Below are 19,285 nucleotides of genomic sequence, written 5' to 3'. Positions count from 1 at the left end.
TTTTTGTTCTACTATTTAGTTTCAATTAGCTCAGGGCCTGAGTCGGCCTCAACGGGCGACGACCAGGCAGCAATAACAGCTTTCACTAGGGTGGCTAAAGGAATAGCAAAAAACACGCCCCAGAATCCCCACATCCCGCCAAACACCAGCACAGCAATAATGATGTAGAGCGGATGCAGACTGACTGCTTCGGAGAACAGCACCGGTACGATTACGTTACCATCTAATGCCTGAATAATGGTATACACAAGCATTAGATACCAAAACTCAGGCCCCACCCCAAATTGAAATAAACCCACAATAGCGACCGGGATAGTCACTACCGCAGCGCCTATATAAGGTATCAATACCGAAAATCCAACCAACACTCCGAGCAGCAAGGAATAACGCAGATCCATAAACGCAAAAGCTGCGGATGTTAAACCGCCGACAATGAGAATTTCGATTACCTTGCCTCGAATGTAATTTGCTATCTGCAAGTTCATTTCCTCACCAACCTGGCTGATTAGGCGACGCTCGTTCGGTAGCACTCTGGAAATACTCTTAAGAAATAATTCTTTGTCCTTCAACATGAAAAAGACCATTAGCGGTACCAATATCATGTAGATCAACAAAGCAGCTAAATTACCAATTGAACTAACCGAAATACTAATTACCTGCTGACCTATTCCAACTATTCGCTGATTTAAGCTAGCCATCGCGTTTTTAATGTAATCAACTTCAATTAAATCCGGATACTTACGAGGCAAACTCGCGAGCCATTTTTGTGCTGAATCCCATATCAAGGGCATTTCTTGAACAAGATTGATGCTCTGTTTGCTAATAATGGGCACTATTCCAATTAACATCAGAATACTGATAAGAATAAAGATAATCAGTGTTATAGAAGTCGCGAGCGTTCTATTTATACCGCGCTTATGCAAGTGCGTCACCGGCCAGTCTAATAAATAGGCAATAATGGCAGACACAATGACAGGCAATAAAATCCCACCCCATACAAGCAAAATAACGGCAGTAACGATGATTAACATCAATAACATCATTGCGTTAGGGTCTGAAAACTTGCGTTGATACCAACGATCGAAAACGCCAAACATACTGTGACTATATCCTTCTTTTTGATTTTTTGCTTAATTACAATTATGGTAAACCTAGTTTCGACTTAAAACCAGAAAAAGTGAAACTATCTTGTGCTATCGCGGTCTATGGATCGTATATACTACTACTTACGTTATGGGCAATTAAAACGACACATGAGTATGAATCTTCCAAAGAAAGCATTTATCGCCTTCACTTGCTTCCTGATCCCTATTATAGGCAATACACAATCTATCGATAGCAACAAAAATCAGTTACCGGAGATTGGTGTAGTAGCGTCTGACACACTAACAATTGATAAGGAATTATTGATTGGCGATGCTATGATGCGTCAATTAAGGGGCCAGGCGCCGATTATACATGATCCCGTCATTAACGAATATATTCAAGATCTAGGAAATAGGTTAGTTATTGAAGCTGATAATGCGAAATTTCCTTTTTCCTTTTTCATGCTTAACAACCCTACTATTAATGCGTTTGCATTTTTCGGTGGTCACATCGGTATTCACTCCGGCTTGATCACTCAAGCTGGCTCAGAAAGTGAACTTGCTTCTGTATTCGCACACGAGGTAGCGCACGTAACACAACGACACCTTGCCCGTGCTAGTCAGGCTCAAAAACGCGGCGCGCCGTTGCAAATCGCATCACTTATTGGTGGTATTTTATTGGCAATGGCTAACCCCGAGGCAGGTATAGCCGCGATCAGCGCAGGAAATGCCGGCGCAGCGCAAAGTCGAATTAATTACACAAGAAGTATGGAACAAGAAGCAGATAATATTGGTATTTCGATGTTAGCCAGAGCGGGTTTTGATCCAGCGGGTGCTCCTGCGTTTTTTTCAAAATTAGCCCAACAATCTCGTGGTCAAAGCAATCAGTTAGAGTTTTTACGGACCCACCCTGTGCCAGAGAATCGAATTTCAGAGACACGAGCTAGAGCAGCAACTTACGGCACTCGTAACGTACCAGAAAGCTTGAATTTTCATTTAGTTAAATCCAGAATTATTGCCCGATACGAGGGTAACCCACTTCGCAACATCAACTATTTTGGTTATCAGGTACAAGAAAAAAAATATATATTTCGTGAGGCAGCAATGTATGGCTTAGCCTTGTCCTATTTTGAAAGCGAACAGTATGCATCTGCGGCACAAATTTTGACTGAATTGTTGAGTAATGATACCGAAAATTTATTTTACCTAGATGCCATGACGGACGTATTGATAGCTCAACAGAATCCTGAAGCGGCGGTAGAAATGCTAACCCCACTGTGGCGCTTCAAACCACAAAACCAGGTTCTGGCGCTAAATTTAGCCAACGCAATGATAAAAGCAGAACAGTATCCACAAGCAATACAAATATTGCGCGATCTGTTGTTGGTTGACCCAGAGCAATTCTTGTCTTATTCATTATTGATTGACGCATACATTGCTACTGGCCAAAAGAGACAGATGTACCGAGCGAGCGCAGAACGATTTGGATTGCTACTTGCCTATCCTAAGGCCATTGACGAACTTCAGTTTGCCTATAATGAAACCGGCATGGACTTTTTAGAGAAACAACGAATAAAAGCAAGAATAGAACAATTTAGAAATGAAATGGAAACACTAGAGAGACTCTAGTCGTTTGCAATTGCTTGTTTGAGACTTTTACTATTTTGCTCACCTAGAAGCTGTCCAGCTAATGTGCCGTCGGGTCGAATAAGGTAAGTTGCCGGTAAGTATTTTGGTGTTTCAAAGGGTAAAACAGTTTTAACATTGTTAATCAGTGGAAATTCAATGTTGTATTTTTTTGCCAGTAAAGAGAGTTCATGATCCTGCATTGCATCGTAACTTACGCCGAATAGAACGGCATTTTGTTTTCCATCAGTTAACGCTTTGAACTCGTTTAGTTCTGGGATTTCACGCAAACAAGGCGCGCACCATTCAGCAAAATAGTTAATCACAACCCACTTACCTTGTAATTCTTCGAATCGATAGGTTGAACCGTCAAGGGTAGTGAAATCGTATCTGTTGCTTAATTGATAGCTAACACCTAGCGTGAGAGAGCCAATACCAACAACCAGATATAACAGAATTTTTTTCACTCGCCACTCCTTGCTCGATTTGAACCCGATAAGATAATACAGGGTTAGTTAGACTGTTCATGATAATTTTTAGTATATAGTAATACACTAAATGTTAATAAAGAATCAATAGAGACAATAATAATGGCTAATTACGTTTACTATCATAATCCTAGGTGTACCAAAAGCAGACATGGCTTGGCCTTTTTAACTGAAAATAATATTCAGATAGACATCAAAGAGTACCTAAGCGTTCCCTTTGAGACGAATGAAATTTCAAACCTGTTGCAAGCCTTAGGTTTCCTCAGTGCCCTTGATATGGTCAGAACCAAGGGATCAGAATTTGCAGGATCAGGATTAACACTAACGTCATCTAATAGCGACATTATTGAAGCCATAATGTTGTTTCCAAAACTATTAGAGCGCCCTATTCTCACTAACGGCAAACATGCGGCTATTGGTCGCCCACTAGAAAACATCAAAGAATTAGTCGGACTTCAACTAAAGGGATAGAAGATAAATAATGAACAGTGCATTATGCCAAGTACTCGTGTTGTATTACAGCAAACACGGATTAACAAAAAAATTAGCCGATTCGATAGTAAAGGGTATCGAATCCGAGGGTGTTGAGGCTTTGTTGAGAACGGTACCCGATGTTAGTAATAATATTGATACCACGGTTTCAGCGGTTCCAGCAAGTGGCGCGCCTTACGTTACGTTACACGATCTAGCCAATTGCGATGGATTAGCACTTGGCAGCCCAACTCACTTTGGAAATATGTCTGGCGCAATGAAATTCTTTTGGGATACAACCTCTGGATTATGGCTAAAAGGAAGTTTGATCGACAAACCTGCCTGCACTTTTACATCTAGCTCAAGTTTGCATGGTGGTCAGGAGACAACGCTAATTAGTATGATGATGCCTTTAATTCACCATGGCATGGTGTATATTGGTGTTCCCTATTCTGTTGGAGAGTTGCATAAAACGACTTCAGGTGGCACTCCTTATGGCGCTTCTGCAGTTGCTTTACCTAATAAAACAAAACTAAGTCATGAAGAGCAAGAAATAGCCATTGCCCAGGGCAAGCGCCTTGCCACTATTGCTAAAAAGTTAAAGATGAATTCAGGAATTTAATATGAGCAAAACTAAAACAACCGTCCCAATGAGCAATCTTGTTAAAACGCTGAGATACCTCGCTTTGTACTCTCATGTTGGGCTAATTGGGTGGATGATTACCTGGTATTTCTTTTTGCCAACGACGTCTGATTACTCAGTTGGCTTTATAATTCTTATCTACATTATTCCTTTATTACTGCCGTTGCCGGGAATTATTCAAGGCTCACCATACACCCATGCTTGGGCTAGTTTTATTGTGTTGTTTTATTTTTTACATTCGATTACGGTTATATATGCTGAACCTACACAAATAATCTATGCAAGCATCGAACTGGTTCTCGCGATTGGTATGTTTGCAGGATGTAGTAGCTTTGCTCGCTTACGCGGCCAAGAGTTAGGCACTGGTTTACCAAAGCTAAAAAGCGTAATGGATGACGAAAAAGACCTATATGAGGGCGAGTCAAATGAGTAATCAATATTTTACTAATAAAAGTATTTTTACTTTGGCCACTGTTTTTTGTTGTTCATTTTATTTAACTGCATGCGGTGGTTCTTCAAATGACGGCGAAACTAGCGGTCGTGCAGAGTTGCCACCGATTGTTATCACTGACAGCGTGGGCACAATTGATCCCATCATGACCTTTGGTAATATTGAGCTGTATGGCGATAGCGAATTTATCACTAATGGTTCATATGGCTTTGCCCTTACCACCAATGATAATAGTCAAATAACAGATGTCAATTGGCAGCAAATGAGCGGTCCAGAATTAATCGTTTTGGCAACTAATTCTCAAACCATCGGTTTTGATGCGCTGCAAGCAGGTAATTATACTTTGCAAGCTGACGTTACTACCAATACTGGAACTCAGCAAATTACGCACCAGTTTGCAGTGCAGCAAAGCGCCTTAACAGTGGCAAACCTGCGGCTTGATCATACGGTAACAGAACGAGGCAAAGTGTCACTTCGCGTCGACTCATTCAACAACGATATAAATAACGCTACTATCGTTTGGAAGCAGGTAGCAGGCCCATCGGTTTTAGATTTGCAAACTCAGGATAATAGAGCGTTTTTTAATGCTCCAGCGGTAGACAGCGATCAGATTGTTCAATTTGAAACCACAGTCATATTTTCAGATGGCAGCAGCGCAATTGATAAAAGCATTGTTACGATTAATGATACACAAATAGTTGATGCGGCCTATTTCCCAAACAGTAATATTATTACCAGTGAAGACGTATTTTCTTTTAAGACTGACTCGCCTTATAAAGCTGCGATTGAATCGTGCATATATACCAATTCGCTAAATAGTACTTGTACTTTTGGCACGCTACCTCTAATTGGTCAACAGTCTACTGATCCAACGATTGCCGACATCCTCGATAGAACGCTGGTATCACATGATTGGATGGGACAACGATTTACGCAGTATCTCGAGCAATCCGCAGCGGGCCCAGATATGTTAAAACTATTACGGGGTGTTACCGCTGTTGTTATTTCTTATGATGTGCGCCCTTCGTTTTATTGGGCTGCCACTGGCGCGATTTATTTAGATGCTCGAAACTTTTGGGTAATACCAGAAGAAAGAGACACACTAAATGAAGTACCCGACTTTAGAAGTGGATTTGGTAGTGATTTACAATTTAGAGTATTGTGGCGCTATGTGAAAGATAACGCCCCTTATATGCCTGGTGCAAATTTCTCTTCTGCGGCCAGAGACAGCAGAACATTTGATGCATTGGAAGCCGATATTTCTTGGTTGATGTACCACGAATTAGGTCATGCGAATGACTTTTTCCCGAATGATGTTTGGGCGGGCTTGTCAAACTCAGACGATCCCCTCAGCTTTTTTAGAAACAATGGTACAAACTCCGACTTAATGATTAATGGCTTCCCTCTCAACTCGGCGCAAATGAAAGGATTAGCGCAAGTTAGTTTTGCAGGTGAAACAGCGAATGCGTCACAAAAGACCTATGTCGCCGGCGATATTGAAGCATTTTTCACTCCCGATATAGCCTCTTCTTATTATTCATATTTAAATGAAAGAGAAGACTTTGCAACATTATTTGAGCGTTTCATGATGCAGTATAGATTGAACGCGTCCGCTGATATTGGCATCGTAAACACGCAAAACAATGCTAATTTTTTAGTTACCTGGGGCCAAAGAGACCGTTTCAATCACTCGACTATTCAGGCAAGGACGCGATTTACGGTAGAAAATATTTTACCTGAACTGGGAAACATAGCTGCATTGCAAGCCGGACTGCCCGCCTCCACACAATTGCGTTCAAACGTGAGTTGGTTTGATAATGTTGATTTACGTGAAAACGTACAAAGCCAGAATGCAATTCAAGTCCCCTATCGTTTGGAGATAACATCCATTATTGATGAAACGAATAGACACATTGGAAGGCCAACATTACCCAACAAAGACTAACTACAAGTTAAGTGCTTGCTTAATGAAGGGGATCGTAAGCTTGCGCTTCGCTTGTAAAGATTTTTTGTCTAATTCATCGACAATTAACATCAGATTGCTAAGTTCTCTATCGACCCTTGTTAACAGAAACTTAATACAGTCTTCGCTGGCTTCTAATCCTCGGTGCTCTATTCTGAATTGAATAATATCGCAAAGCGATTTATCTGAACGTGATGCAAGCTGAAAAACAGCACCCCATGTAAGTCGTGAAATTAAATCAGGTAATTGAAAGCCAACAACTAAGGGTGACGCATTCGCAGCCATAATGAGCCTAGGTTGATGACTTCGTTCTACGGCTTGGTTAATTAAATCAAATAGGGTTCTTTCCCAAGTTTGGTGGCCAGCAATTTCATGTAAATTATCAATACAGATGACATCATAATCAGCAATATCACTGATAACTTGGGTTGGCATTTCCTTCAATTCAAGCATATTGAGATAAACGGTTTGCAGCCCATTCAGAGTAGCTTGATGGCAACAAGCAAATAACAAGTGTGACTTGCCTACTCCCGAAGCCCCAAATAAATAACACAATGATTTGTTGCTATTGTTGCCGTGATCACAAAACGCCTTCAAGTACGAAGCAGCAAATTCGTTGTCAACTTCAAGGAAAGAATCGAAGGTCTCATCATCCGGCAGTGAAACGGGTAGACTTAATTGCAAGCCTATTTACCCCGCCATTCATAGTCAATGACAACGCCAGGATATAGGCGCTGATATTCGGGCTCTCGCAGGTTTTGCTCAAGCTTCAAAATTATTTTTAAGCGCTGGAGAGGAACATTGGATGCCAATGTAAAACTCGCCACGTCTTTTGATTGAGCACTCAATTCAACGGTTTGGGTTACTGTTAGTGAAGATAATATTTCTAGCACTGTTCTGTATTTGACGAGCGTGTTTACGTTTGCAATATTCAAGGTCAACGAATAAATTTGGCCACTTTCGCTGGCCTCTATCGAATATAGATTGGCTAAATACGTTGCGTACTCATTAACAAACTCACCAATCAGCGCGGCAATACTATCTCCAACGATTGCATTTGTTTGAATCGTTTGGCCGTTAGTTATAAAGTACGAAAGTTGTAGTTTTTCACGGGCACTAAAATCATCGAATACAACACCGACTCTTGCACCAATGACATAATTAGTGCCATAACGAGTCGACTTATTGAATATGGATGACGAAAACAAGCCCCAAACATCCAGCGCATTGATATTCATCGAATCAGTTAAATCACCAATTGGCATTAGCAATTCAACTCCTCTGTCATAGGTAGCTTGATGAATAATGTCTATGTATTTACTGGTGCTAGATTGCGTAACAAGAGTTTTGTCTTTGCTAACATCATCTTCGATCGCTAACCAAAATAAGCCTAATGGCCTACGCTTACCCCAAACCTTAAGACTTTCTGAACGCAACAGATCGACCAATTTTTGTTCATTAAAATCTGCTTGGTATAGTAATTTATCACCTTCTTGAATAAACTTACTTGCGACCAAATATTGTTCAAAATTTGTCGCAGCGCGTTTTACTTGAAGATTTTCAAGCACCGCAACGTCACCACTTAACTTAACAACAACCTGTTGAAATGCGCGTTCGCCCGCTTTCTTTTGCGTCAAATTTGATTGATCAGTGACAATGATTTGTCCTTTATTCAAGTGTTCAATGGGCGTGCCGTGGGAACGCATTGACGTAACCAAGCACAAAGTAAGCACGAAGATGGCAAGCAATTTATTCAAAACTAGTGGATCCTTATAACGGTCAACCGCTATTGTCAGATATTTTGGCCTTTTTTGCATCCGATATTTATTCTTAGTCGTTTTTTATACCTTTTCGTTCATTGAGCTGTTAAAATTCTGCCTTAAAAATTTTCGGAGCAAAGCGCGTGACTGAGCAAACAAAACCCCTAAGTTATAAAGATGCGGGTGTAGATATTGATGCAGGGAATCAATTAGTTGAAAGAATCAAGTCTGTAAGCAAGAAAACCCATCGTCCAGAAGTGAAAGGCGGTTTAGGTGGCTTTGGTGCTTTGTGTTCTATCCCTACAAAATATAAACATCCCCTGTTAGTTTCAGGTACCGATGGCGTTGGCACTAAACTGCGTTTAGCAATGGACCAAAATAAACATGATGGCATTGGTATCGACCTAGTTGCAATGTGCGTTAACGACCTTATTGTTCAAGGCGCTGAACCACTCTTCTTCCTAGATTATTATGCAACTGGTAAGTTGCATGTTGATACCGCTGCAACAGTGGTCACCGGAATTGGAGAAGGTTGCCTTTTAGCTGGCTGTGCTTTAATTGGTGGTGAGACAGCTGAAATGCCTGGAATGTATGAAGGTGAGGATTACGATGTCGCTGGATTTTGTGTTGGCGTAGTTGAGGCAGAAAAGGTTATCGATGGTTCCAAAGTTGCTGCCGGTAATAAATTGATAGCCTTAGCATCGTCTGGACCTCACTCTAATGGTTATTCATTAATACGTAAAATTATTGAAGTCAGTAAGATGGATTTAAATACTGATTTGGATGGTAAGACAGTGAGCGAGCATTTACTTGAACCAACCAGAATTTATGTTAAATCAGTTTTGGCTATTTTAGAAAAATACAATGTCAACGCAATATCGCACATAACGGGTGGCGGATTCTGGGAAAACATACCGCGAGTATTGCCATCAGACATGCAAGCAGTAGTTAACGGCAAAAGTTGGCAGTGGCCGCAAATATTCACTCTTTTACAAAACAAAGGAAACGTAACAACTCACGAAATGTATCGTACCTTTAACTGCGGTGTTGGTTTGATATTAGCTGTCGAGTCAGAAGATGCAGAGATAATCACAAAAGCCTTCAACGATTTGGGAGAAAACGCATGGGTTATTGGTGAGGTCCATTTATTAACTGCGGGTCAAGAACAAGTGGTAATAAACTCATAATGGCTAATAGTCAAAAGCGTATAGTCATTCTCGTATCAGGCAATGGCTCAAATGCACGGGCTATTATTGATTCTTGTATGACGCAGGCTATCAATGGTTCAGTGGTAAAATTAATATCCAATGTACAGAGCGCACATGCGTTAGAAATGGCGGCACAAGCAAATATTCCATCGACCTGTATTGACCATAAAACATTTCATGATAGAGATTCTTTTGATATCGCATTGTCACAAGAGATTGACTCAGCAAAGCCTGATATTATTGTACTGGCAGGTTTTATGCGGATCCTTAGTGACGCATTTGTTGCAAAGTATTTGGGAAGATTATTGAACATTCACCCCTCTTTGTTGCCGAAGTACACAGGCTTACGAACTCACCAACGTGCAATAGACAACGAAGACAGTGAGCATGGCACCTCTGTGCACTTTGTGACTCCAGAACTAGATGGTGGTCCTGTTGTTTTGCAGGCAAAGGTTCCTGTGTTCGAAAACGACACCGTTGACGATCTAGCTTCGCGTGTATTAGTACAAGAACATAAAATTTATCCACTCGTGGTTAATTGGTTGTGTAATGGGAGAATAGCGCTAAATAATAAGAAAGCGTTTTTTGATGGACAAGAATTACCGGAGTGTGGATATGCGAGCGACTAAATTGTTGAAGGGAATTAGCGTTGTTTTGCTTGCACTGTTCTGCAGTGTTAGTTTTGCAAAAGATGTTATCGAATTACCTTCTCCTTTTGTCGCTCATTATGAAGCGTATCGTCATGCAAGAAACATCGGCAGCGCTGAACTTAGTTTAAAGCAAACTAGTGCTGACCTCTACGAACTCAAATATTCTTCGAAAGTGTCACGCTTCTTTCTTTCTGATAAACGTTATGAAACAACCACCTTCTCCTTTATCAATGGCAAGATTACGCCCATCACGTACAATTTTAAGCGCAGGGGAACCGGTCCAAATAAATCCTTAAACGCTAAGTTCGACGCCAACACAGAAACTATCATCCTACAAGAACAAGACAACATAAAATGGGATGGCGAATTTGATAACCAATTATTTCGTATCGATATATCAAGGCAGTTAGCGCAAGAAAAAACACACTTTGAATACAAATTTCTTAACTATCGCGGTCAAAAGCGGATTTACAAAATTGAAGTACTTGAAAAAGAAATATTAACGCTTCCCTATGGTAACGTTGAAGCAATAAAGGTAACAGTAAACCGTGATAGCAGCAGAAGGCAAACTTATGCTTGGTTCGCCCCCACCCTCGATTATGTCCTAGTACGCCTGCAACAATTCAAAGATGATGAAGAGCAAGGTGATATTCGTTTAAAAACATACCAAAAAAATTAGTTCCTTTTTGCTGTATACTACGTAATTAGAGTTTAGGACAAATATCCTTTTTAACGCTAAATTACTTGATCTTTGACTCATCAAGTAATACCGTTAGCAATCTGGTCAGACCTGCGGGAGCATACATGAACGAATTATTATGGTTACTTATATTATTAGGTGTTTATGGTGTCACAGCCTATAAACAAACATCGTCACAAACAACACTTATCGCGATCAGCGTTGCAATGGTCATTGGTACCGTCGCCGGAGGCATAGGAATTATTGGCTGGATTGTATTTGCCATCGTTGTTACACCTCTGGCCTATGCGCCATTTCGCAAAGATTACATCACCACAAAGCTATTGGCATTTTATAAAAGTGTCATGCCTGAAATGTCAACCACAGAACAAGAAGCTATCGATGCTGGCACTGTCTGGTGGGACGGCGATATATTTAGTGGCAAACCAGATTGGCAGAAATTTCACGCCATCTCACAGCCACGACTTACTCCTGATGAACAGGCATTTATAGATGGCCCATGTGAAGTAGTCAGTCGCATGGCTGATGAATGGCAGATAAATCATGTTGACGCTGATATGTCGGATGAAATTTGGCAATACTTAAAAGACAAAAAATTCTTTGCCATGATTATCAAGAAGGAGTACGGCGGATTAGCTTTCTCTGCTTACGCGCAATCAAGAGTTTTGCAGAAATTAGCAGGTGTCAGCGCGGTATTATCCAGCACCGTCGGCGTACCAAACTCTCTTGGCCCTGGTGAATTACTCCAACACTATGGCACAATAGAACAACAAGATTACTATTTGCCGCGTTTAGCGGTTGGTGACGAAATTCCGTGTTTTGCACTTACAGGTCCAGAGGCTGGCTCCGATGCTGGTTCTATTCCTGACTTCGGTGTTGTTTGCAAAGGCGAGTTTGAAGGCAAAGAAGTGCTGGGTATGCGTCTGACTTTCTCAAAGCGCTATATTACCTTAGCGCCGGTCGCTACTGTTATCGGTTTGGCGTTTAAACTGCAGGATCCAGATGGATTGCTTGGTGATACCAAAGACATAGGCATTACTTGTGCATTAATTCCAAGAGAAACAAAAGGCTTAGATTGCGGCCGTCGTCACTTCCCACTGAATGTACCATTTCATAATGGGCCTGTTCGTGGAGAAAATATTTTTGTGCCACTGAGTTACATTATTGGTGGCCAAAGCATGGCTGGCAAAGGTTGGCGCATGCTGATGGAATGTCTATCGGTAGGTCGTTGTATTACGTTGCCATCCTCTGCAGCAGGCGGTGCAAAATCACTTGCTTTAGCAACCGGAGCTTATTCTCGAATTCGCCGTCAATTCCGCATGCCTATAGGGCAAATGGAAGGTGTTGAAGAGATGTTAGGACGCATTGGTGGTAACGCCTATTTAATGGATGCCGTCACCTCTTTATCAACGGCGGGCGTCGATTTAGGTCATAAACCCTCAGTTATTTCTGCTATTTGTAAATACCATTTAACTGAGAGAATGCGTCAAGTAGTTAACGACTCCATGGACGTGCATGGCGGTAAGGGTATTTGTTTAGGCCCAAATAACTACTTAGGTAGAGCGTATCAAGGTGTGCCCATTTCGATTACCGTTGAGGGTGCCAACATCCTAACCAGAAATATGATGATTTTTGGCCAAGGCGCTATGCGCTGTCACCCCTACGTCTTAAAAGAAATCTATGCCTCGCAAATGAAAGACCGAGAAGAACAACTAGAAGCGTTTGATGATGCGGTGTTTGGTCACATTCGTTTTGCTGTTAGTAATACGTTCCGCTCGATTTGGTTTAGCTTAACTGGTGGTCGCTTAAGTTCAGCACCATTTAAAGACGAAACTGCAAAATACTACAGAAGCATGCAAGGCTATAGCGCAAACTTAGCTTTATTGACAGATATCTCGATGGGCGTACTAGGTGGTTCACTGAAAAGAAGAGAAAGATTATCAGCTCGCCTTGGTGATATTTTAAGTTACTTATATCTTGGTTCCGCAGTAATGAAGCGTTTTGACGAGCAAGGTCGTAATCATGACGATTTGCCTTTCGTACATTGGGCGATGCAAGATTGTTTATCGAAGTTAGAGGAAGCGCTTGATAATTTCTTGAGAAACTTTCCAAACCCAGCTATCGGTGCTGCAATGCGCGTATTGGTGTTGCCATTTGGGAAACGTTATAGTGCGCCCTCAGATAAACTTGAACACAAAATTGCACACATTTTGCAACATCCAAATTCAACCAGAGACAGATTAGGCTATGGTCAATATCTAACTCAAGAAGATGGTAATTTGCTAGGCGACTTAGAAAAGACTTTAGTTAATATGGTTAAATGCGAACCTATTTTTGACAAGATATGCAAAAAATTAGGTAAGAAGTTACCGATGACCAATCTCGACAAGCTTGCCGAGCGAGCTCTCAAAGAAGGTATCATCACTACTGATGAAGCGGAACTAATGAAAGAGGCTGAAGCGGGCCGATTAAGAACTATAAATGTCGATGACTTTGACAACCAAGAGTTATTAATGTCAACGAGTAAGAATGTAAAAAAGCCTGCGACTAAGCGCAAGACGACCAAGTCGTCCGAAGTTGCCTAAGCAGCTAGCTTGGTGGATAAGTAGTTAAAGGATCTCAGATAATTTGAGGTCCTTTTTTTATGCTTTTAAAAAGCGTTGATTTTGGCCATTTAACTGTATCTGCTTTATCTGTTTTAGGCTCAAGTTAACTGTATTACTAGCAATACTATATTCATGTTTAATATCTATATTAGATATACCTGGGTCATCAGTATTCAAACTGACGGATACGCCACTTTCCAGAAATGTTTTTATAGGATGGTTTTTAGTATCAATCCACGTACCTGTTTGGTAGTTGGACGTTAAGCAACTTTCGATACCAATGTCGTTTGTAAGCATAAAATCAAGTAATTTGCGATCCTGTGCAACTGCGACTCCATGCCCTACTCTTTTTGCGCCAAGCAGGTTAATAGCATCCCATACACTTTGCGGCCCCCCAGATTCGCCCGCGTGCACGGTAACTTGCAGACCCGCGTTTCTAGCTATTTTGAAATGCTCAACGAACAAATGAGCTGGGTAATTAAACTCGTCTCCGGCCAAGTCCAGTGCAATAATATTGTCTGCATATGACAAAATAGAAGCGAGTTCACGGTGGCATGCTTCCACCCCAAACGTACGACTAAGAATACCGATTAATTGATATTGGGTTTTATGCTCAGCATTACCTGCCTTTACGCCCTCAACAACCGCTTCGACTACGGCACTTAACGGTAAACCAAAAGCGTTAGCCATAAAAAAGGGAGAAAATCGAAATTCGGCATAATCGATGCCTTCAGTTTTTGCCATAAGTACATTTTCATAAGCGACTTTATAACAAGCTTCAGGAGTTGCTAAAACGGATACGCCATAATCCAATTTCTGTAAAAAAGACAATAAGTCACTCGTCTTGTCCTTTATAAAAACAAGCTCAGCCAATTCAGATTCAGACGTCGCAGGCAAGTCAATTGAGTGCTCATGGGCTAGTTGCCAAATGAGTTTCGGCGGTATATTACCATCAAGATGGCGATGCAAATCAACTAAGGGTAAGCTTTTATCGTACACTTCTTAGCCTCAATTAATTTATTGTGCGAATATATTGATTAACGGAACCCGCTTAATCTAGTTGCAGCTTTTCTACAGCCAGCACTATTTGTGTTCTGGTTTTTACCTCTAGCTTCTTAAAAATAACGCCTATATGGGCTTTAATTGTCGCTTCGGTAACGTTAAGTTTATCTGCAATCTGTTTGTTCATTAAGCCATCTTTTAAAAGTTTCAAGACTTGGAACTGCTTAGGCGTTAGTTCCTTTAATTTTACGGCGATATCTTTGGCGTCGCTATCAACGTCTAGTAATGCCGTCTCCATTCCTGGTGGCAACCACTTTCCACCTTTCAAAATAGCCAGTATTGCGTCTTTAATCATCGGCGTTGCAGTCGTTTTGGGAATAAAACCATCTGCACCAAATGCCATAACTTGCGAGACAGTTTCTACCGAATCACTGGCAGAAAGCACCACGATAGGGATCATTGGGAATACTTCCTTTACACGAAGTAAGCCGTAAAAATTATCACAACCAGGCATATTCAAATCTAAAATAACAATAGAAACTTTGCGATTTTTGCGCAAAACCTCAATAGTTGAAATAAGCGAGTCTGATTCTAAAAAGGTGACATCTGGGAAACAGCTTGATAATGCGCCTTTTAGAGCATCACGAAACAAAGGATGGTCATCTGCAATCAAAAACTTGTGCATAGTTGTAATCAGCCTATTTATTTATGATTATTATTTTATAGCAACGGTGATTTTTATATACTTCGCTACGCCTAAGCGTTTATATTATCAGAGCAAGGTAAAACATCCCATAGCTTTATTGCTGCCAATCTAAATATAAGTTTCAAAAATAATGTCAGAATACGAAAAAAAAGCATCACCCGATAAGATATACCAAAATCCACAAAATAAAGTGGACGATTTCAGCTTCAATCGACAAGTGGTTGATGTTTTCCCTGATATGATTGAAAGATCGATTCCAGGTTACGCGAAAATTATTGATGGGGTTGGCAGATTAGCAGCCAAATTTACCGTTCCTAAATCCAACGTCTACGATTTAGGCTGTTCTCTTGGCGCTGTTAGTTTATCAATTGCAAAACATAATCAGCAGCATGACATACAAATTATTGGCGTTGATAACAGCTCTGCAATGGTTGAACGTTGTCAACGACATGTTGATTCCTACACCTATGCTAACCCCATTCACATCAAAGAAGCCGACATAGTCGACTTCGACTTAAACAACGCGTCAGTCATTGTAATGAACTTTACTCTGCAATTTATTCAACCAAAGCGCAGAGATGCTTTAATGATAAAGCTATTTGATGCGCTCATTCCCGGTGGTGTTCTCATCTTATCTGAAAAAATAAAGTTAAGTCATGAAGTCATGGATTCTGCCATAGTCGATCTGCATCATGATTTTAAAAGAGAGAATGGTTATAGTGACTTAGAGATAAGTCAGAAACGCACCGCGCTTGAAAATGTTATGATCCTTGATGAATATTCGCTACACCAAAAAAGACTGCTAAAAACAGGCTTTGAAGCTGTTAGCATTTGGTATCAACAACTTAACTTCGTTTCATTTTTTGCTATTAAAGGACAGTAATATGGATTGGAAATCGGCTTTTTATTCTGATTTAATCGGCACAAATTTGGAAAACTGGATTGCAACGCTTATTCCTCAACTAGACAACTGGGAGAAAAGCGCGGATCATGGCGATACAAAAAAGTGGCAAAAACAACTACAGCAACTGCCTTGCATTAGCCCAGCCGAAATTGATTTAAAGACGCAAGTTTGTTTGACGCAAGATGGTACTCTTGGAAACGGGCAATTAGCGCATATCGAATCAGTCTTAAAGCAATTTATGCCATGGCGAAAAGGCCCATTCCGGCTCTTTGGTATTGATATTGACACTGAATGGCGCTCGGATTGGAAATGGGACCGTGTTTTACCTCACATTGCACCGTTAGCAAACAAAACAGTACTTGATGTAGGGTGTGGCAGTGGTTATCATTTATTTAGAATGTTAGGTGAAGATGCAAAGCTCGTTGTTGGAATCGATCCCACCGATCTTTTTTTCTATCAATTTCAGATTTTCAAAAAATATTTACCACAACACAAGGTACATTTCATCCCTCAGGGTATCGAGGATATGCCTGCATTGCATGCATTTGATGCGGTTTTTTCTATGGGAGTGCTATATCACCGTCGTGACCCCATTGGATTTTTATATCAGTTGAAAAATCAATTAGCTAGTGGTGGTCAATTGATTCTGGAAACCATCGTTATTGATGGCGATGAAAGCTCGGTATTAATGCCTGGTGAACGCTACGCACAGATGCGTAACGTCTGGTTCTTGCCCAGTTGTGATGCACTGACGCAATGGCTTGTAAGAGTTGGGTTTGTGGATATTAGAAAAGTGGAGGAAAACATAACCTCTATTGAAGAACAAAGAGCAACCCAATGGATGACAAATCATTCATTGGTTGATTTTTTAGACCCCCACAACTCCTCACTTACAGTAGAGGGTTATCCCGCTCCTAAACGAGCCGTTTTTATTGCGACAAAAAAATAATGATAATATAGCAATAAGTGAGTCAAAATAACAAAATCAAATCTCCTCCTAAAACAGGCAAAACTGCCTAAATGATCAAATAATAATCAACACGTAGAAAACGTCTTTATTTGATTGCAATAATTTTTGATTGGCATAGTCTTTGAATAAAGTGTCAATATATTGGTACTCGTCTGCTATCTTGATACAGCCATTAAGTGGCGAACAAGATAATATCTGACTCATCATTGTCATCGTTTATTATCAATGCAATGCGCTTCACTCTTTGCTATATAAGGCTTTAATGCAAGAATTAACAACATTGATTGAACAATACATCGTTAAAGAAAAGCTCCCGATGGCTTATCTCGATGATGCACTAAAGTGGTTCAATCCACTGTGCGATTCAATTCAATTGCACCAAAATAAATCAAATCATTTGCAAGCTGCCAAAAGTAGTCCTTACTTTATTGGGGTTAATGGTTGCCAGGGTTCCGGTAAATCAACGCTAAGTGGCTTAATGAGTCATTTATTTAATCAGTATTACGGAAAAAAGTCGATTGTTCTATCTCTCGATGACTTCTATTATACCAAAGCTGAACGCGTAAACTTGGCGCAAACTGTACATCCGCTGCTAGCAACGAGAGGTGTACCCGGCACGCATGATACTAAATTGATATCTGCGGTTTTTCATTCATTAGCCCAAGGTAACGCCACCAATATTCCCACTTTTGACAAATCAATTGACGACCGCGCGGCCATCGATAAATGGCAAAAAGTAGGATCTCCTGTTGATATCGTCATCATGGAAGGTTGGTGCTGGGGAACACAAGCACAAGAAAACGACGCATTACCGCAAGCAGTTAATGAATTTGAATCTAAATATGATCATGATGGTACTTGGCGCCAGTACGTCAATTCTGCGCTAGCAACAACTTACGCCCCGCTCTATGCATACATGAGCTGTTGGGTGTTTTTGAAAGCCCCAAGTTTTGATGCGGTCTATGCGTGGCGGCGAGAACAAGAGGAAAAATTGAAACTGCGTGTTGGTAATGCATCACATATAATGAGTGATGCAGAAATTCTTACATTTATTCAATATTATCAAAGGTTAACTGAACATACTTTATATACATTGGGTAACTATGCTGATTTTATATTCGAGTTAGACAAAGAAAGAAACATTACGAAAAGTAGACATAATGCAAAGTGAATTAATTAGAAAATACAACCGGCAAGTCCTGATTTTTACAGATCTCGACGGCACACTCCTAGACCATTATAGCTATGAACACGAAGACGCCAAGGTTTGCATGGAAAGGCTGATAGGTCATGGAATTCCAATTATTCCAAATACCAGCAAAACCTTTGCTGAACTACTGGAGCTGCGCAAGAGGTTAAATTTAAATGGCCCTTTTATCGTTGAAAATGGTGCCGCTATTTTTATCAATAAAAATTTCCTACCAGAAAAGCCCAGAGGCGCAGTTTGGCAAGATGGTTTTTGGGTAAAATCATTTAGTTCGAAACGCAATTACTGGTTAGGCTTGATTAAAAAGATTGCTCCTGAATATGGTCATCTTTTTGAATCATTTGTGGATATGACGCTTGAACGAATTGTCGAGTTAACGGGGCTTACAGAAGAAGATGCCCTACTCTCATCGCAACGCCAATTTGGCGAACCATTGCTGTGGAAAGGCAGTGAGGACGAGTTGGAGAAATTTATCCTCATGTTGCGTCGCATTGGTGCGCATCCAGTCAAAGGTGGGCGTTTTTTGCACATTGGTGGTGATTGTAGCAAAGGCATTGCATTGGCTTGGTTACTCAGAGAATATCAGCGTCAACACAAGGGTGTTACGATAAGCACGATTGCTTTGGGTGATGGTAAAAACGACGTTTCGATGTTAGAGATTGCCGATACCGCAGTCAGAATTGCGTCTCCCGTACACAAGCCCCCCGAATTAGAACGAACCCTTAAATTATATACTAGCAATAAACTGGGTCCAAAAGGTTGGACAGAAATACTTGATCAGCTTATCCCTGAATCAGTATTTTTTAGTTCAAGCAAAAAAAACTGATAAAACAACTTAAGGAGCT

The 19,285-nt window shown here is 40.7% G+C and carries 19 protein-coding genes; 13 read left to right on the top strand and 6 right to left on the bottom strand.

The annotated features are described in order from the left end of the window. Positions 1 to 11 precede the first annotated feature (11 nt). Positions 12 to 1,097, bottom strand: a complete 1,086-nt coding sequence (locus tag G399_RS0108075) for an AI-2E family transporter (RefSeq protein ID WP_006012108.1) — start codon at positions 1,095 to 1,097, stop codon at positions 12 to 14. 156 nt (positions 1,098 to 1,253) lie between these two features. Between G399_RS0108075 and bepA the strand changes: the two genes are divergently transcribed. Beyond that, positions 1,254 to 2,714 (top strand): beta-barrel assembly-enhancing protease, encoded by a 1,461-nt coding sequence (bepA, locus tag G399_RS0108070; protein WP_026843578.1) that lies wholly within the window; start codon positions 1,254 to 1,256, stop codon positions 2,712 to 2,714. Here bepA and G399_RS0108065 read toward each other — a convergent pair. Next, positions 2,711 to 3,178, bottom strand: coding sequence for a TlpA family protein disulfide reductase (locus G399_RS0108065; protein WP_006012114.1), 468 nt, complete (start codon positions 3,176 to 3,178; stop codon positions 2,711 to 2,713). The two genes, bepA and G399_RS0108065, sit on opposite strands and share 4 nt — an antisense overlap. A gap of 123 nt (positions 3,179 to 3,301) precedes the next feature. On the opposite strand from G399_RS0108065, the gene G399_RS0108060 reads away from it, so the two are divergent. The 4 genes from G399_RS0108060 to G399_RS0108045 are packed head-to-tail and all read left to right on the top strand — an operon-like array spanning position 3,302 to position 6,709. Next, on the top strand, positions 3,302 to 3,670 hold the full coding sequence (locus G399_RS0108060) for an ArsC/Spx/MgsR family protein (RefSeq protein WP_026843577.1): 369 nt from the start codon (positions 3,302 to 3,304) through the stop codon (positions 3,668 to 3,670). Between the two features lie 10 nt (positions 3,671 to 3,680). Then, complete coding sequence (gene wrbA, locus G399_RS0108055) at positions 3,681 to 4,292, top strand: NAD(P)H:quinone oxidoreductase (protein WP_006012120.1); 612 nt, start codon at positions 3,681 to 3,683, stop codon at positions 4,290 to 4,292. A gap of 1 nt (position 4,293) precedes the next feature. After that, positions 4,294 to 4,746 carry a DUF2069 domain-containing protein gene (locus G399_RS0108050; protein ID WP_006012122.1) on the top strand — a complete coding sequence of 151 codons (453 nt, stop codon included), beginning with the start codon at positions 4,294 to 4,296 and terminating at the stop codon, positions 4,744 to 4,746. Further along, a complete protein-coding gene (locus G399_RS0108045) occupies positions 4,739 to 6,709 on the top strand; it encodes a hypothetical protein (protein ID WP_006012124.1) in 1,971 nt (656 codons plus the stop codon). The genes G399_RS0108050 and G399_RS0108045 overlap by 8 nt, the downstream gene beginning before the upstream one ends. Here the strand turns inward: G399_RS0108045 and hda are convergent, their stop codons facing one another. Together hda and G399_RS0108035 are read right to left on the bottom strand one after the other, a co-directional pair. After that, on the bottom strand, positions 6,710 to 7,411 hold the full coding sequence (gene hda / locus G399_RS0108040) for a DnaA regulatory inactivator Hda (protein ID WP_006012126.1): 702 nt from the start codon (positions 7,409 to 7,411) through the stop codon (positions 6,710 to 6,712). A gap of 2 nt (positions 7,412 to 7,413) precedes the next feature. Further along, the gene (locus G399_RS0108035; protein ID WP_226988975.1) at positions 7,414 to 8,484 is read right to left on the bottom strand and encodes a DUF2066 domain-containing protein; all 1,071 of its coding nucleotides are present in this window, start codon (positions 8,482 to 8,484) and stop codon (positions 7,414 to 7,416) included. Positions 8,485 to 8,630: 146 nt separating this feature from the next. Here G399_RS0108035 and purM point away from each other — a divergent pair, with 146 nt between their 5' ends. The 4 genes from purM (at position 8,631) to fadE (ending at position 13,630) form a co-directional block, all read left to right on the top strand. Next, on the top strand, positions 8,631 to 9,674 hold the full coding sequence (gene purM, locus G399_RS0108030) for a phosphoribosylformylglycinamidine cyclo-ligase (RefSeq protein ID WP_006012130.1): 1,044 nt from the start codon (positions 8,631 to 8,633) through the stop codon (positions 9,672 to 9,674). Then, positions 9,674 to 10,324, top strand: coding sequence for a phosphoribosylglycinamide formyltransferase (purN, locus tag G399_RS0108025; protein ID WP_006012132.1), 651 nt, complete (start codon positions 9,674 to 9,676; stop codon positions 10,322 to 10,324). Before purM ends, purN begins: the two co-directional genes overlap by 1 nt. After that, entirely contained in the window at positions 10,311 to 11,024 is a 714-nt protein-coding gene (locus G399_RS0108020) for a DUF3108 domain-containing protein (protein ID WP_148277421.1), read from the top strand. Before purN ends, G399_RS0108020 begins: the two co-directional genes overlap by 14 nt. A gap of 125 nt (positions 11,025 to 11,149) precedes the next feature. Continuing rightward, positions 11,150 to 13,630: an acyl-CoA dehydrogenase FadE gene (gene fadE / locus G399_RS0108015; protein WP_006012137.1), complete on the top strand. Its 2,481-nt coding sequence runs from the start codon at positions 11,150 to 11,152 to the stop codon at positions 13,628 to 13,630. 57 nt (positions 13,631 to 13,687) lie between these two features. On the opposite strand, the gene add is transcribed toward fadE, so the two are convergent. After that, entirely contained in the window at positions 13,688 to 14,650 is a 963-nt protein-coding gene (gene add, locus G399_RS0108010) for an adenosine deaminase (protein ID WP_006012140.1), read from the bottom strand. Between the two features lie 52 nt (positions 14,651 to 14,702). Then, the gene (locus G399_RS0108005; RefSeq protein WP_006012143.1) at positions 14,703 to 15,338 is read right to left on the bottom strand and encodes a response regulator transcription factor; all 636 of its coding nucleotides are present in this window, start codon (positions 15,336 to 15,338) and stop codon (positions 14,703 to 14,705) included. Between the two features lie 151 nt (positions 15,339 to 15,489). Between G399_RS0108005 and cmoA the strand changes: the two genes are divergently transcribed. From cmoA to G399_RS0107980, 4 genes are all read left to right on the top strand, one after another. After that, positions 15,490 to 16,242, top strand: coding sequence for a carboxy-S-adenosyl-L-methionine synthase CmoA (gene cmoA / locus G399_RS0108000; RefSeq protein ID WP_006012146.1), 753 nt, complete (start codon positions 15,490 to 15,492; stop codon positions 16,240 to 16,242). Between the two features lies 1 nt (position 16,243). Continuing rightward, a complete protein-coding gene (cmoB, locus tag G399_RS0107995) occupies positions 16,244 to 17,212 on the top strand; it encodes a tRNA 5-methoxyuridine(34)/uridine 5-oxyacetic acid(34) synthase CmoB (protein ID WP_006012148.1) in 969 nt (322 codons plus the stop codon). Between the two features lie 283 nt (positions 17,213 to 17,495). Then, positions 17,496 to 18,404, top strand: a complete 909-nt coding sequence (locus tag G399_RS0107985) for a hypothetical protein (RefSeq protein WP_006012153.1) — start codon at positions 17,496 to 17,498, stop codon at positions 18,402 to 18,404. Continuing rightward, the gene (locus G399_RS0107980; protein WP_026843574.1) at positions 18,394 to 19,266 is read left to right on the top strand and encodes an HAD-IIB family hydrolase; all 873 of its coding nucleotides are present in this window, start codon (positions 18,394 to 18,396) and stop codon (positions 19,264 to 19,266) included. Before G399_RS0107985 ends, G399_RS0107980 begins: the two co-directional genes overlap by 11 nt. Positions 19,267 to 19,285 lie beyond the last annotated feature (19 nt).

This window comes from Brumicola pallidula DSM 14239 = ACAM 615 (assembly GCF_000428905.1).
Classification (GTDB): Bacteria; Pseudomonadota; Gammaproteobacteria; order Enterobacterales; family Alteromonadaceae; genus Glaciecola; species Glaciecola pallidula.
This window is presented reverse-complemented; position numbering and strand designations above follow the sequence as displayed.